The organism is Pseudomonas sp. GW531-T4 (assembly GCF_017349615.1).
GTDB lineage: Bacteria > Pseudomonadota > Gammaproteobacteria > Pseudomonadales > Pseudomonadaceae > Aquipseudomonas > Aquipseudomonas chlororaphis_I.
The window spans coordinates 30,725-45,536 of the sequence record NZ_JACMZT010000019.1 but is presented as its reverse complement, the minus strand read 5'-3'; the positions used below and the strand labels follow the sequence as shown (position 1 = coordinate 45,536).

The 14,812-nt window shown below is 62.4% G+C and carries 14 protein-coding genes; 11 read left to right on the top strand and 3 right to left on the bottom strand.

What is annotated here, in order from left to right:
- Positions 1–64 precede the first annotated feature (64 nt).
- The gene (locus J4D28_RS16780) at positions 65–919 is read left to right on the top strand and encodes a pirin family protein (protein WP_038634224.1); all 855 of its coding nucleotides are present in this window, start codon (positions 65–67) and stop codon (positions 917–919) included.
- A 90-nt stretch (positions 920–1,009) separates the two neighbouring features.
- Here the strand turns inward: J4D28_RS16780 and J4D28_RS16775 are convergent, their stop codons facing one another.
- Entirely contained in the window at positions 1,010–2,182 is a 1,173-nt protein-coding gene (locus J4D28_RS16775) for a patatin-like phospholipase family protein (RefSeq protein WP_103331204.1), read from the bottom strand.
- Between the two features lie 193 nt (positions 2,183–2,375).
- The gene (locus tag J4D28_RS16770; protein ID WP_009050221.1) at positions 2,376–3,308 is read right to left on the bottom strand and encodes a lipid A biosynthesis lauroyl acyltransferase; all 933 of its coding nucleotides are present in this window, start codon (positions 3,306–3,308) and stop codon (positions 2,376–2,378) included.
- Between the two features lie 121 nt (positions 3,309–3,429).
- Here J4D28_RS16770 and minC point away from each other — a divergent pair, with 121 nt between their 5' ends.
- From minC to J4D28_RS16725, 9 genes are all read left to right on the top strand, one after another.
- On the top strand, positions 3,430–4,167 hold the full coding sequence (gene minC, locus J4D28_RS16765; RefSeq protein ID WP_009045065.1) for a septum site-determining protein MinC: 738 nt from the start codon (positions 3,430–3,432) through the stop codon (positions 4,165–4,167).
- 168 nt (positions 4,168–4,335) lie between these two features.
- Complete coding sequence (gene minD, locus J4D28_RS16760) at positions 4,336–5,148, top strand: septum site-determining protein MinD (protein WP_009050222.1); 813 nt, start codon at positions 4,336–4,338, stop codon at positions 5,146–5,148.
- Positions 5,149–5,403 carry a cell division topological specificity factor MinE gene (gene minE / locus J4D28_RS16755; RefSeq protein ID WP_007928666.1) on the top strand — a complete coding sequence of 85 codons (255 nt, stop codon included), beginning with the start codon at positions 5,149–5,151 and terminating at the stop codon, positions 5,401–5,403.
- Between the two features lie 117 nt (positions 5,404–5,520).
- A complete protein-coding gene (locus J4D28_RS16750) occupies positions 5,521–6,156 on the top strand; it encodes an RluA family pseudouridine synthase (protein WP_007928667.1) in 636 nt (211 codons plus the stop codon).
- 156 nt (positions 6,157–6,312) lie between these two features.
- Positions 6,313–7,149, top strand: a complete 837-nt coding sequence (locus J4D28_RS16745) for a hypothetical protein (RefSeq protein ID WP_103331205.1) — start codon at positions 6,313–6,315, stop codon at positions 7,147–7,149.
- 105 nt (positions 7,150–7,254) lie between these two features.
- On the top strand, positions 7,255–8,544 hold the full coding sequence (locus J4D28_RS16740) for a M18 family aminopeptidase (protein ID WP_007928670.1): 1,290 nt from the start codon (positions 7,255–7,257) through the stop codon (positions 8,542–8,544).
- A gap of 202 nt (positions 8,545–8,746) precedes the next feature.
- Complete coding sequence (locus tag J4D28_RS16735; protein WP_007927853.1) at positions 8,747–8,923, top strand: hypothetical protein; 177 nt, start codon at positions 8,747–8,749, stop codon at positions 8,921–8,923.
- A 79-nt stretch (positions 8,924–9,002) separates the two neighbouring features.
- Complete coding sequence (locus J4D28_RS16730) at positions 9,003–11,159, top strand: mechanosensitive ion channel family protein (protein ID WP_029527109.1); 2,157 nt, start codon at positions 9,003–9,005, stop codon at positions 11,157–11,159.
- Positions 11,160–11,266: 107 nt separating this feature from the next.
- Positions 11,267–12,613 carry an amidohydrolase gene (locus J4D28_RS16725; protein WP_103331206.1) on the top strand — a complete coding sequence of 449 codons (1,347 nt, stop codon included), beginning with the start codon at positions 11,267–11,269 and terminating at the stop codon, positions 12,611–12,613.
- A 58-nt stretch (positions 12,614–12,671) separates the two neighbouring features.
- On the opposite strand, the gene phnR is transcribed toward J4D28_RS16725, so the two are convergent.
- The gene (gene phnR / locus J4D28_RS16720; RefSeq protein ID WP_009050226.1) at positions 12,672–13,385 is read right to left on the bottom strand and encodes a phosphonate utilization transcriptional regulator PhnR; all 714 of its coding nucleotides are present in this window, start codon (positions 13,383–13,385) and stop codon (positions 12,672–12,674) included.
- Between the two features lie 352 nt (positions 13,386–13,737).
- Here phnR and J4D28_RS16715 point away from each other — a divergent pair, with 352 nt between their 5' ends.
- Positions 13,738–14,805, top strand: coding sequence for an ABC transporter substrate-binding protein (locus J4D28_RS16715; protein ID WP_009050227.1), 1,068 nt, complete (start codon positions 13,738–13,740; stop codon positions 14,803–14,805).
- The last annotated feature ends 7 nt before the right edge of the window (positions 14,806–14,812 follow it).

Genomic DNA, 14,812 nt, shown 5'->3' with positions numbered 1-14,812 from the left:
AACCATCGATCAGTTGAGCTGGCATAGCATGTCGCTCATTCCAATCTGATCAGGAGTTGCATCGATGACTCAATTTCGCAAAGTACTCAGCGTCCATACCGGCCAGCCCGCTTCGGACGGCGCCGGCGTCAGACTGACCCGGGTCTTCGGTGGCCAGGGTGTCGAGCGTTTCGACCCGTTCCTGATGCTCGACGAGTTCGGCTCGGAAAACCCCGACGATTACATCGCCGGCTTCCCGCCCCATCCCCATCGCGGTTTCGAAACCGTCACCTACATGCTTGAAGGCCGCATGCGCCACGAGGATCACCTGGGCAACGTCGGCCTGCTGGAAGGCGGTGGCGTGCAGTGGATGACCGCTGCCAAAGGCATCATCCACAGCGAGATGCCGGAGCAGGAAGAAGGCGTGATGCGCGGCTTCCAGCTATGGCTGAACCTGCCGGGCAAACACAAGCTGGACAAGGCCGGCTACCGGGACATCCAACCCCAGGACATCCCGCGCCTGACCACCGCCAATGGCGTGGAAGTGGTGGTGATCGCCGGCCGTTTCGACGACGGCCAGGTGCAACAGACCGGCGCCGTCGAACGGCCGGACACCGAGCCCCATTACTTCGACCTGCGCTTGCCTGCTGGCGCCAGCATCAGCCCGCGTCTGCCCGAAGGGCACCGGGCCCTGCTGTATGTCTATGAAGGCCAGGTTGAGCTGGCCGGGCATCCGCAACCGGTCGCCAGCAGCAAGCTGGTGCGCCTGTCCGACCAGGGCGAGATCCAGTTGAGCAGTGCCGATGGCGCCCGTGTGCTGTTGATCGCCGGCAAGCCCCTGGGCGAGCCGATCGTGCAGTACGGCCCGTTCGTGATGAACACCCGGGAAGAGATCGAGCAGGCGTTGCGGGATTTTCGCGATGACAAACTGACGGCCTGAGCATTGCCCTTAGAAACGCTATCGCGAGCAAGCTCGCTCCTACAGAGATAATGAACTCCCTGTAGGAGCGAGCTTGCTCGCGATGCTTTTTCAGGCCGTCTCGACTTCTGCCGCCAATCCCAGGAAGCGCCGCAGCTCGTCGCGCTTGGCCAGGGCATCGCTGCGTCCCAGTTCGATCAGTTCGCTGCAATACCCCGACTCGAACAACAGGTAACTCAGGACTCCGGCACCGCTGGTCTTGGTTGCCCCCGGCCCGCGCAGAAACAGGCGCAGTGCCGCCGGTAGCTCATGCCGGTGCCGGGCAGCGATCTCGTCGATCGGCTGGCTGGGCGCAATCACCAGCACCTCCACCGGCGCCACGCCCAGGGCGCGGACGGGCGTGCCCGACGGCAGCAGATGACTGAACTGGTTGAGTCGCTGCAAGAGTTCGATGTCGCTCTCCAGGCTGTCAATGAAGGTACTGTTGAGCATGTGGCCGCCGATCTGCGCCAGCGTCGGCTGCTGTCCGGTGTAGCTGCGTTGCTGGGGCACCTGCGGATCGATGCCGCGAGGGTTGCCGCTGACCCCGACCACCAGCACCCGGCTGGCCCCCAGGTGCAACGCCGGACTGATGGGCGCCGATTGCCGCACCGCGCCGTCGCCGAAAAACTCCTGGTCGATTTTCACTGGAGCGAACAGCAACGGAATCGCCGAACTGGCCAGCAAGTGTTCGACCGTGAGTTCGGTGGGCAGGCCGATACGCCGATGGCGCAGCCAGGCATCGATGGTGCCGCCGCCCTGGTAGAACGTCACCGCCTGGCCCGATTCGTAACCGAAGGCCGTGACCGCCACCGCCTGCAGGTGCTTTTGCGCGATCGCCTGACGAATGCCGGACAGCTGCAGCTTATCGTTCAACAACTGCCGCAGCGGCGAACTGTTGAGCAGCGCCACCGGCACCTGCGCGCCCAGGCCGAGCAGGCTGTGACCGACGAACCGGGTGGCCTGGCGGATCACCCCGGGCCAGTCGCTGCGGATCACCTGATGGCTGCGAAAGCCCTGCCAGAACGCCGTGAGACGCTCGATGGCCGCGGTGAAATCCAGCGCGCCGCTGGCCAGGCTGACCGCGTTGATCGCCCCGGCCGAGGTCCCGACAATCACTGGAAACGGATTGCTCGCCCCCGCCGGCAGCAACTCGGCAATTGCCGCCAATACCCCCACCTGATATGCCGCACGAGCCCCACCGCCGGAAAGAATCAATCCTGTGACCGGTTCCGCTGGGCTCATCGCTACACTCCATGGCGCTGATAAAGGGCTTTCAATCTTGGCTCTGTACGAAAAGTGGCTACGCTCGGCCATGCTGCGTTAAAAACAGGCTCGGAATGCTCATGTAGGCCCCTACACTCCGCTTCCTCGCCTGTTTTTGCCTTGCCTGACCTTCGCTCGCCGACCTTTCGTCCTAGAGCCTAACGCGATAATTTCAACCGCGCTTCTTATACAGCTTCGGCTCGCCTGGCGGGCGGCTCTTGAAGCGGCGGTGCGCCCACAGGTACTGCTCCGGGCACTCGCGCAGCACGCCTTCGATCCACTGGTTGATGCGCAGGCAATCGGCCTCTTCGGTCTCACCCGGGAAATCCTGCAACGGCGGGTGAATCACCAAGCGATAACCACTGCCATCGGCCAGCCGCTGCTGAGTGAAAGGCACCACCAGGGCCTTGCCCAGCCGGGCGAACTTGCTGGTGGCGGTAACCGTCGCCGCCTGGATGCCGAACAGCGGCACGAACACGCTCTGCTTGGCGCCGTAATCCTGGTCCGGTGCGTACCAGATGGCACGCCCGGCACGCAGCAGCTTGAGCATGCCGCGCACGTCTTCACGCTCCACGGCCAGGGAATCCAGGTTGTGCCGTTCGCGGCCACGGCGCTGGATGAAATCGAACAGCGGGTTCTTGTGCTCGCGGTACATGCCATCGATGGTGTGCTGCTGGCCCAGCAACGCCGCGCCGATTTCCAGGGTGGTGAAGTGCAGGGCCATGAGGATCACGCCCTTGCCTTCCAGCTGCGCCTGCTTGAGGTACTCCAGCCCTTCGACATGGGCCAGGCGCGCCAGGCGCGGCTTGGACCACCACCAGCTCATGGCCATCTCGAAAAAGGCGATGCCAGTGGAGGCGAAGTTTTCCTTGAGCAGGCGCTTGCGCTCGGCCGCGGACTTCTCGGGGAAACACAGTTCCAGGTTGCGCTTGGCGATCCGCCGACGCTCGCCGGCCACCCGGTACATCAACGCGCCCAGGGCACGGCCGATCCACAGCAGCAGCGGATAGGGCAACTGGACCACCAGCCATAGCAGGCCCAGGCCCAGCCACAGCGGCCAAAAACGGGGATAAAGAAATGCAGCTCGAAAACGCGGGCGATCCATTACAGATTCCGGACAGACAACAAGGTCGCGCATTCTACATCGGTTCGACCCGGCTTGCGGCCCGCGGGCGTTCTCGTTATAAGTCTCGGCACTTTTAGTGACAAGCCGCTTTATGCCGACCATGAGCCAAACCGAATCGCAAGACCTGGATCCTGTGTTCCAGTTGAAGGGCAGCATGCTGGCCATCACCGTGCTGGAACTGGCCCGCAACGACCTCGAAGGCCTCGATCGCCAACTGGCGGCGAAGGTCGCGCAAGCCCCGAATTTCTTCAGTAACGCCCCGCTGGTGCTGGCGCTGGACAAACTGCCGGCCAGCGAAGGCGCCGTCGATCTGCCCGGCCTGATGCGCGTCTGCCGTCACCATGGTCTGCGCACCCTGGCGATCCGCGCCAGCCGCATCGAAGACATCGCCGCGGCGATCGCCGTTGATCTGCCGGTCCTGCCTCCCTCCGGCGCCCGCGAGCGGCCGCTGGAACCGCAGGAAAACGAAGCCCGGAAAAAGCCTGAAAAACCGCCTGAGCCGACCATCAAGCCCACCCGCATCATCACTTCGCCAGTACGCGGCGGACAGCAGATCTATGCCCAGGGTGGTGATCTGGTAGTGACTTCGTCGGTCAGTCCGGGTGCGGAACTTCTGGCCGATGGCAACATCCATGTATACGGCCCGATGCGCGGTCGAGCGCTGGCCGGGGTCAAGGGCGACACCAAGGCACGGATTTTCTGTCAGCAGTTGAGCGCTGAACTGGTGTCCATCGCCGGCCAGTACAAGGTTTCCGAGGACCTGCGGCGCGACCCGTTGTGGGGCGCCGGGGTCCAGGTCAGCCTGTCGGGTGACGTGTTGAACATCACACGTCTTTAACGGATACTGCCGCATTTTCCAGGCATCTCTAAAACCTAGCGAATACGGCTCAAACGAAGTAGGAGCAGGTGTTAACCGACCTCCAGCCAAGGCTGTCCGACTGCAGTAGTTTTCATAGAGATGTTTTTCAGGGGCTAAAAAGTCCTTCTTCCTTAGGGGTGAAACACCTTGGCCAAGATTCTCGTGGTTACATCCGGCAAGGGTGGTGTGGGTAAGACCACCACCAGCGCCGCTATCGGTACCGGCCTCGCTCTGCGCGGCCACAAAACTGTCATCGTCGACTTCGACGTCGGCTTGCGTAACCTCGACCTGATCATGGGTTGCGAACGTCGCGTGGTGTATGACTTCGTCAACGTGGTCAACGGCGAAGCCAACCTGCAGCAAGCCCTGATCAAAGACAAGCGCCTGGAAAACCTCTACGTACTGGCCGCCAGCCAGACCCGCGACAAAGACGCGCTGACCCAGGAAGGCGTGGAAAAAGTGCTGATGGAGCTCAAGGAGACCTTCGATTTCGTGGTCTGCGACTCCCCGGCCGGTATCGAGAAAGGCGCCCACCTGGCCATGTACTTCGCCGACGAAGCGATTGTCGTGACCAACCCTGAAGTTTCCTCGGTGCGCGACTCCGACCGTATGCTCGGCCTTTTGGCCAGCAAGTCCCGCCGCGCCGAAAGAGGCGAAGAGCCGATCCAGGAACACCTGCTGATCACCCGCTACCACCCGGAGCGCGTCGAAAAAGGGGAAATGCTCGGTGTCGAAGACGTCAAGGAAATCCTTGCAGTGCGCCTTCTGGGCGTGATCCCGGAATCCCAGGCGGTGCTCAAGGCCTCCAACCAGGGCGTGCCGGTGATTCTCGACGACCAGAGCGATGCCGGCCAGGCCTACAGCGATACCGTTGATCGCTTGCTGGGCAAGGAAAAGGAACACCGGTTCCTCAATGTCGAGAAGAAGGGATTCTTCGAGCGCCTGTTTGGAGGTAGGTAAATGAACCTTTTTGACTTCTTTCGTGCCAGCAAAAAAGTAAGCACCGCGTCGGTAGCGAAAGAGCGTCTACAGATCATCGTGGCGCATGAACGCGGCCAACGCACTACCCCCGATTACTTGCCTGCCTTGCAGAAGGAACTGGTGGAAGTAATCCGCAAGTACGTCAATATCGGGTCCGATGACGTGCATGTCGCTCTGGAAAACCAGGGCAGCTGCTCGATCCTGGAACTCAATATCACCCTGCCTGATCGCTGATCGACCAGGCTGGAGCCACGGCGGCTCGATCCCTCGGTTTTTCTACAGGAGCAAGCCTGCTCCTGTAGAAGCCGGGCTGATCGAGCCGCCGTTGGCGTTTGTTACGAGGCTGTTTTAATGCCGCTGTCGAATATCCGCATCATTCACCAGGACGCCGCTGTCCTGGTGGTGGACAAACCTACCCTGCTGCTCTCAGTGCCTGGCCGGGCCGATGACAACAAGGATTGCCTGATCACCCGCCTGCAGGAAAACGGCTACCCGGAAGCCCGCATCGTCCACCGGCTGGACTGGGAAACCTCCGGCATCATCCTGCTGGCCCGCGACCCCGATACCCACCGCGAACTGTCCCGGCAATTTCACGACCGCGAGACCGAAAAAGCCTACACCGCATTGTGCTGGGGCCAACCGGAACTGGACAGCGGCAGCATCGACCTGCCACTGCGCTACGACCCGCCGACCAAACCGCGGCACGTGGTGGACCACGAATTCGGCAAGAACGCCCTGACTTTCTGGCGCGTGCTGGAACGTTGCGGCGACTGGTGCCGTGTCGAGTTGACCCCGATCACCGGGCGCTCGCACCAGTTGCGGGTGCATATGCTGTCCATCGGTCACCCGCTGCTGGGCGACGGTCTGTATGCGCATCCACAAGCGCTGGCCGCCTGGCCACGCCTGTGCCTGCACGCCAGCATGCTCAGCTTCACCCATCCGCAGAGTGGCGAACGCCTGCGCTTCGAATGCCCGGCACCGTTCTGATCGAGAGCGGCCACCGTAGCGGGACGCCCCTCGATTGAGGGCATACAACCTCAGAAAAATCCGACCAAAAATTAAGATTAATCTGAATAATTTGTTATGGATTTGTGAAAAAAATATTAAAATAGTGGCTATTCGACATTAAGGCAGGAAGCCCCCGTGCTCAGCACTCAGCCATTTCAACGCGATTACCCTTTCACCTTCTGCTTTCTGAATACCACCCTGCACCTTCGCGAAAAACCTTCGGCAAACGCCTGCACAGCCCTCGAACAACTCATCCGCCAACGTCACGCACACAAACAGACCCGCGCCAGCGCCCCTTTGGCGAACGGCGAGACACCGCTGTTCGCCAAGGTGCAGCCTCTGGATACACTCAAGGCGAAAGTTCGCGTCACCCTGGGCAAGCCCCAGCGCAACGGCCGCTTCGACTGGCCGCTGGAAGAGCTGATCAACACCGTCGAAGCCCAGCGACGCGGCGTACAGATGTCCGACCTTGAAGGATTCGGCTATACCCGGGATCGCCTGGGACTGGTACAGGAATACTTCATCCTTACCCGCCTGCTGGACGATTACGTCGACGGCGTACAGTGGTTGCGCAACAACCCGGACAAGATCGAGCCCTTTATCCGCGATGCATTCGGCCTGCTGCACTCCCTCGCGCAAAAGAACATCACCCACATGGACTTCTGGGCCGGCAACATCATGATCAGCCCCCAGGCTCCACTCAAGGCCATCGACTTCGAGAACTGCTTCGCGACCATCACGCCCCATCCCAGCGAAACCCTGGGTTTTCAGTTGGGGTTCTTCTACCGTCGCGAAGTCTACAAACTGATCACCGAAGCGCAGTACGACGCGCTGGTGGAGGAATACCTCGATCAACTGCCGGGCATTTGCGCAGAGAAATTCAACCAGATTTACCAGGCCAGCAAGCATGAATATGTGGGCCGCAAACAACGCCGCGAAGTGTTCCTCAAAGGCAACCTGATCACCGGCTGAGCCGTTCTCCCTGCCGCGATGAATGTTGTCTCCCTCAACGGCATTGCGCCTGCAATGCCGCGAGCCGATACGGTAAACTCGCGCCACTGCTGTCTGGAGTTACTTATGCGCGAAGAGTTGAACCAGGGCCTGATCGACTTCCTCAAGGCCTCCCCTACCCCTTTCCATGCAACCGCCAGCCTCGTTCAACGTCTGGAGGCCGCGGGCTACCAGCGTCTCGACGAGCGCGAGCCGTGGACCACCGAAGCCAACGGTCGCTACTACGTCACCCGCAATGACTCCTCCATCGTGGCCGTCAAGCTGGGTCGGCATTCGCCCCTGCAAGGCGGGATCCGCATGGTCGGCGCGCACACCGACAGCCCGTGCCTGCGGGTCAAGCCGCAACCGGAGCTGCAACGCCAGGGCTTCTGGCAACTGGGCGTGGAAGTCTACGGCGGCGCCTTGCTGGCGCCCTGGTTCGACCGCGACCTGTCGCTGGCCGGCCGCGTCACCTTCCGTCGCGACGGCAAGGTCGAAAGCCAGCTGATCGACTTCAAGGCGCCCATCGCGATCATCCCCAACCTGGCCATTCACCTCAATCGCGAAGCCAACCAGGGCTGGGCCATCAATGCCCAGACCGAGTTGCCGCCGATCCTCGCGCAATTCGCCGGCGACGAGCGGGTCGACTTCCGCGCGGTGCTGACCGACCAGTTGGCCCGCGAACACGGCCTGAACGCCGATGTGGTGCTCGATTACGAGCTGAGCTTCTACGACACCCAAAGCGCCGCGGTGATCGGCCTGCACGGCGACTTCATCGCTGGCGCGCGCCTGGACAACCTGCTGTCCTGCTACGCCGGCCTGCAAGCCTTGCTCAACGCCGACACCGAGGAAACCTGCGTGCTGGTCTGCAACGACCACGAAGAAGTCGGCTCCTGCTCGGCCTGCGGCGCCGACGGCCCGATGCTCGAGCAGACCCTGCGCCGCCTGCTGCCCGAAGGCGACGAATTCGTGCGTACCATCCAGAAGTCGCTGCTGGTCTCGGCCGACAATGCCCACGGCGTGCACCCCAACTACGCCGACAAGCACGATGCCAATCACGGCCCGAAACTCAATGCCGGCCCGGTGATCAAGGTCAACAGCAACCAGCGCTACGCCACCAACAGCGAAACCGCCGGTTTCTTTCGCCATCTGTGCATGGCCGAGGAAGTGCCGGTGCAAAGCTTCGTGGTGCGCAGCGACATGGGCTGCGGCTCGACCATCGGCCCGATCACCGCCAGCCACCTGGGCGTGCGCACCGTGGATATCGGCCTGCCGACCTTCGCCATGCACTCGATCCGCGAACTGTGTGGCAGCCACGACCTGGCGCATCTGGTGAAGGTACTGAGCGCGTTCTACGCCAGCCGCGACCTGCCGTAAGCTCTCTTCTGTAGGAGCGAAGCTTGCTCGCGATGAACGATGATGCGGTCGTCCAGTACCTCCGCGTCGCCGCCATCGCGAGCAAGCTTCGCTCCTACAAGACGCGAAAATCCAGGCATCGAGGCATTTCTGATGCACATCAACCCGAACTCCGCCAAAGCCACCTAGACTGGTGAGTATCCCCTCCGACAAGGCTGTCGCCATGATCTCGATGTCTTCGTTCCACGCCATGCTCATTCCCATTCTCTCGGGGATGATCCTGCTGGCCATCGGCTACAACTTCCGCGACAAGAATGCCGGCATCTTCAGCATGTGGGCCGGTATGCTGCTGATCCTTGGCACCGTGATCTACAAGATCCTCGCCAAACTCGCCGAATAAAATGCGCCGTCCAGGCTCGCATTGGTATTAGCTGCCTCGTACACTCGGTCGATCCGCTTTTTCTGAGGTTGACCGCCCAGTGTTCGCTCGTCTTTCCGCTCTGCCCTACTGCCTGTTTCTCTGTCTCCTGACACTATTGCCGCTGTCATCGGCCCAGGCGGTGGGTCTGCCGGGCCTGCTCAACAGCGGTAAAACCCAGCCACAAGCCGAGCAGCCCCTGGGACAGTCGCTGGACGAGGTCATCAAATCCCTGGAAAACGACCAGCAACGCAGCCAGTTGCTGACCGACCTGAAAAAGCTCCGCGACGCCACGAAAAAAGCCCAGACGCCCGCCGAAGAAGGCGTGCTCGGCCTAATCGGCGGCACCCTGTCCAGCTTCGAAAAACAGTTCTCCGGCGCCGACAGCCCGATCACCCGCTGGTCGAACGAATTCGATCAGGCCCAGGATGAACTGGCGGCCCTGATGCTGCCGGCCAGCGAATGGCTGCCGATCATCTTCGCCTTCGCCCTGATCCTGATGGTCTGGAGCCTGCTGGCGGCGGCGCTGATCTGGCTCAGCCACCGCCTGCGGGAGCGTTTCGGCCTCACCGAAGAACTGCCGCAGCACCCCAAGACCTGGGACCTGCTGCGCTTCGCCCTGCGCAAACTGGGGCCCTGGCTGATCGCGCTGATCATGACCGTGTACATGACCTACAAACTGCCGTCGTCCCTGGGCAAGGACCTGGCCATGGTCCTGGCTTATGCACTGGTGGTCGGCACCTGTTTCTCGGCGATCTGCGTGATCGCCTTTTCCGTGCTGGACGGTCCGAACCGTCACCGCGCGCTGTACATTCTGCGCCGCCAGGCGTTCCGCCCATTGTGGCTGATCGGCAGTTTCGCCGCCTTCGGCGAGGCCTTGAGCGACCCACGATTGATCGCCAGCCTGGGCAGCCACCTGGCGCACACCGCGGCCACCTTCGCCAATGTTATGGCGGCCTTGTCCACCGGCGTGTTCATCCTGCGTTTCCGGCGGCCGATCGCGCACCTGATCCGCAACCAGCCGCTGTCCCGGCGCTTGACCCGCCGCGCCCTGAGCGACACCATCGAGATCATCGGCACCTTCTGGTACCTGCCAGCGCTGGTGCTGGTGGCCATCTCCCTGTTCGCCACCTTCATTTCCGCCGGCGACACCAGCACTGCCCTGCGCCAGTCGCTGATCTGCACCGTGCTGCTGGTGCTGTGCATGGTGATCAACGGCCTGGTGCGCCGCCATTCCCTCAAGCCCCAGCGCGGGCACAAGCGCCACGCCCTGTACTCCGAGCGCCTGAAAGGCTTCTTCTACACCCTCGCCCACCTGATGGTATGGCTGGTATTCATCGAACTCGGCCTGCGGGTCTGGGGCATGTCGCTGATCCGCTTCACCGAAGGCGACGGCCACGAAATCAGCGTCAAGCTGTTCAGCCTCGGCGGCACCCTGCTGTTCGCCTGGCTGATCTGGATCCTCAGCGACACCGCGGTGCATCACGCCCTGACCCGTTCGCGCAAAGGCCTGGCCAATGCCCGGGCGCAGACCATGATGCCGCTGATCCGCAACGTGCTGTTCGTGGCGATCTTCATCATCGCCCTGATCGTCGCCCTGGCGAACATGGGTATGAACGTCACGCCGCTGCTGGCCGGTGCCGGTGTGATCGGCCTGGCCATCGGTTTTGGCGCCCAGTCGCTGGTGGCCGACCTGATCACCGGCCTGTTCATCATCATCGAGGACTCCCTGGCCATCGACGACTACGTGGACGTCGGCGGCCACCTGGGTACCGTCGAAGGCCTGACCATCCGCACCGTGCGCCTGCGGGACATCGACGGCATCGTGCACACCATCCCGTTCAGCGAAATCAAGAGCATCAAGAACTACTCCCGGGAGTTCGGCTACGCGATCTTCCGGGTGGCCATTCCGTACAACATGGACATAGACGAGGCCATCAAGCTGATGCGCGATGTCGGCCAGAAGATGCGCACCGACCCGCTGCAACGGCGCAACATCTGGTCGCCGCTGGAGTTCCAGGGGGTGGAAAGCTTCGAGTCTGGCAACGCGATTCTGCGCGCCCGCTTCAAGACCGCGCCGATCAAGCAATGGGAGGTGTCACGGGCCTTCAACCTGTCCCTCAAGCGCCACCTCGACGAAGCCGGAATGGACCTGGCCACGCCACGCATGAGCGTGCAAGTGATCACCGCCGGCGGCGGGCCCCAGCAAGAGGAGTAAGGCGTCCGGCCGCGTACTGGCAAGGGCGCGGCCGCACTCTCCACGGTTGGGGCGGTCACAGGTTTTGCCACCTGAGCAGCACAACAATAATCATGGAGAGAGTCCCTATGCAGCTATCCGCTATCGCCCAAGCCTGCCTGATCGGCGTCCTGGCCTTGTCCAGCCAGGCCGCCAACGCCGTCGACGACAGCGCCATGGAACAGGCCCGCCAGCACATCGCCGAACAGGCCAAGGCCCTGGAGCCGGCGCTGCTGGAAACCCGTCGCGATATCCACGCCCACCCGGAACTCGGCAACACCGAACAACGCACCGCCGAACTGGTGGCCACGCAATTGCGCGCCCTGGGCCTGGAGGTCAAGACCGGCGTCGCCCGTACCGGCGTGGTGGCGGTGCTCAAGGGCGCCCTGCCCGGCCCGACCGTGGCCCTGCGCGCCGACATGGACGCGCTGCCGGTCAAGGAAGTCGCGGACCTGCCGTTCGCCTCCAAGGCCAAGGGGCGCTACCTGGACAAGGAAGTGGACGTCATGCACGCCTGCGGCCATGACGCCCACACCGCCATCCTGCTGAGCACGGCGAAAATCCTCAGCGACATGCGCGAGCGCCTGCCCGGCACCGTGGTGTTCTATTTCCAGCCCGCCGAAGAAGGCCCGAGCGATTTCGTCCCCGACGGCAAGAACACCTGGGGCGCGAAGATGATGGTGCAGGAAGGCGTCATGAAATCGCCCAAGCCGGACGCGGTGTTCGGCCTGCATGTCTGGGCCGGGATTCCGGCCGGGCGCATCGCCTATCGCCCGGGCCCGACCCTGGCCAGCTCCGACGACCTGCGTATCAGGATCCTCGGCAAGCAGACCCACGCCGGCCACCCCTGGGACGGCATCGACCCGATCACGGTCGGCGCCCAGACCGTGGTCGGACTGCAAACCGTGGTCAGCCGGCGCACCGATATCTCATCGTTCCCCTCGGTGGTCAGCATCGGCACCATCAACGGCGGCACGCGCTACAACATCATCCCCGAGTCGCTGGACATGACCGGCACCATCCGCTCCTACGACTATGGCATCCGCCAGAAGCTGCACAGCGATGTGCGCCAGACCGTGGAAAAGATCGCCGAAAGCGGTGGCGCCAAGGCCGAGGTAAGCATCATCGAGAAGTACGACCCGACCATCAACGACCCGGCCCTGACCGAGAAAATGCTGCCGAGCCTGCGCTGGGCGGCCAAGGACGATGTGGTGCAGGGCCCGTTGGTGGGAGGCGCGGAAGACTTTTCCTTCTATGCCAAGGAGGCGCCGGGGCTGTTCGTGTTTCTCGGCGTGACGCCACGGGACCAGGACATGGCCAAGGCCGCGCCGAACCACAACCCGGGGTTCTTTGTCGATGAATCGGCGCTGCTGGTGGGCGTGCGTACCCTGGCGTCATTGACCACCGATTATCTGTTCGCCGGGGCCAAACCCTAAGGATTGAAACGCTCCTGGCGTCATCGCGAGCAAGCCCGCTCCTGCAACGGGAGCGGGCTCAGACCACATCGACGCCGACATGGATCGCATCGTGGCGCCAGAACTCCAGGTCGCAGTCGATCAGCCGTTGGTGCTGGTCGTAATTGACCCGGGCGATCCGCAGCCCGGGACTGCCCGCCGACACCTTCAGCGCCGCCGCGGCTTCCACCGGCAAGGAAGTCGGCACGATCTCGAAACGCACCCGACCGTAATGCAGGTCGTAGTGCCGCGCGTACAGCTCGGTGATCGACTGGTTCAGGTCGAATTCGAGGATGCCCGGAAAGTACTGTGGATTGAGGTAGTGCTCCACATACAGCACCAGGCGCTCGTCGATGCGCCGTACCCGACGGATCTGGATCACGCTGGACAGCGCCGGCAGCTGCAACCAGGCACAGACCGCTGCTGAAGCCGGTTGCAGGCGCGCCGAGATCATCTCGGTCGACGGCACCCGTCCCTGGGCACTGACCATCGCGTGAAAGTGGCTGCGCTGCATCAAGTTGTAGGCCAGCCGCGGTGGCGAGACGAACCAGCCGCGTCGCTCCTCGCGATAGATCTGGCCCTGGGCCTCCAGCTGCAACAAGGCTTCGCGCACGGTAATCCGGGTCGTACCGAACAACTCGCTGAGCTTGCGCTCGGCCGGCAGCTTGCTACCGGGCGCCAACAACCCGTGATCGATCTGTTCCTGCAGGACCTGCCCAATGGCTGTCACCGCCTTGACTGCCTCTTCGCGCATCAACGTTACCTATCTGGACTAGACCAGCACTGTTTCAGGGCAAAACGTGCCTGGAAAAAAGGCACTCAGCCTTCACCGAGAGCCTAGGCAATGCATATGACTGACAGATGACAAAGTCGCCCAACGGCTGTGCCAGACGCCTGCAATTGGCTGGCCAAGTCCTTTCATATCAGCCGCTTAGCCTTGGTCTACGCTTATCTCGCAGCCCCGCACCTGCCGCCCGCGAATGCCTTGCAGGACTGATGCCGACATTAAAGTGTCATCCAGCCGGCTTAAATTGGCTCAGGTATTGCTGACCTAGACCAACAACGTTAGACAAACACAGCGTTGAACACGCCCAAAGGAGCTTCGGATGAAACAGCTTTTCCTGGCATCACTGTTAGGCTCGACCATCGCCCTGTGCACCGCCGCCATGGCCGCTGATACCGACTTGAAGACCCTGGAAGCCGCGGCGAAAGCCGAAGGCGCCGTCAACAGCGTCGGCATGCCCGACGACTGGGCCAACTGGAAAGGGACCTGGGAAGACCTGGCCAGGAACTACGGCCTCAAGCACATCGACACCGACATGAGTTCGGCCCAGGAGATCGCCAAGTTCGCCGCCGAGAAAGACAACGCCAGCGCCGATATCGGCGACGTGGGCGCGGCCTTCGGCCCGATCGCGGTCAAGCAGGGCGTGGTCCAGCCTTACAAGCCAAGCACCTGGGACCAGGTCCCGGACTGGGCCAAGGACAAGGACGGCAACTGGGCGCTGGCCTACACCGGAACCATCGCCTTCATCATCAACAAGAAGCTGCTGCACGGTTCCGAAGCGCCGAAAAGCTGGGCCGACCTGGAGAAAGGCAAATACAAGGTCTCCATCGGCGACGTGAGCACCGCCGCCCAGGCCGCCAACGGCGTGCTGGCCGCGGCCATCGCCAAGGGCGGCGATGAAAAGAACATCCAGCCCGCCCTGCTGATGTTCGCCGAGATCGCCAAGCAAGGGCGCCTGTCGCTGGCCAACCCGACCATCGCCACCATGGAAAAGGGTGAAGTGGAAGTCGGCGTGGTCTGGGACTTCAACGGCCTGAGCTACCGCAACAAGATGGTCAACAAGGACGACTACATCGTGCTGATCCCGTCGGACGGCTCGGTGATCTCCGGCTACACCACTATCATCAACAAATACGCCAAGCACCCGAACGCAGCCAAGCTGACCCGTGAATACATCTTCAGCGATGCCGGGCAGATCAACCTGGCACGCGGCAATGCGCGTCCGATCCGCGCCGAGCACCTGACCCTGCCCGCCGAAGTCCAGGCCAACCTGCTGCCCAACGAGCAGTACAAGAAAGTCACGCCGATCAAGGACGCCGATGCCTGGGAGAAGACCTCCAAGGCCCTGCCACAGAAATGGCAGGAAGAAGTGATCATCAACATGCAGTAATGCTGCA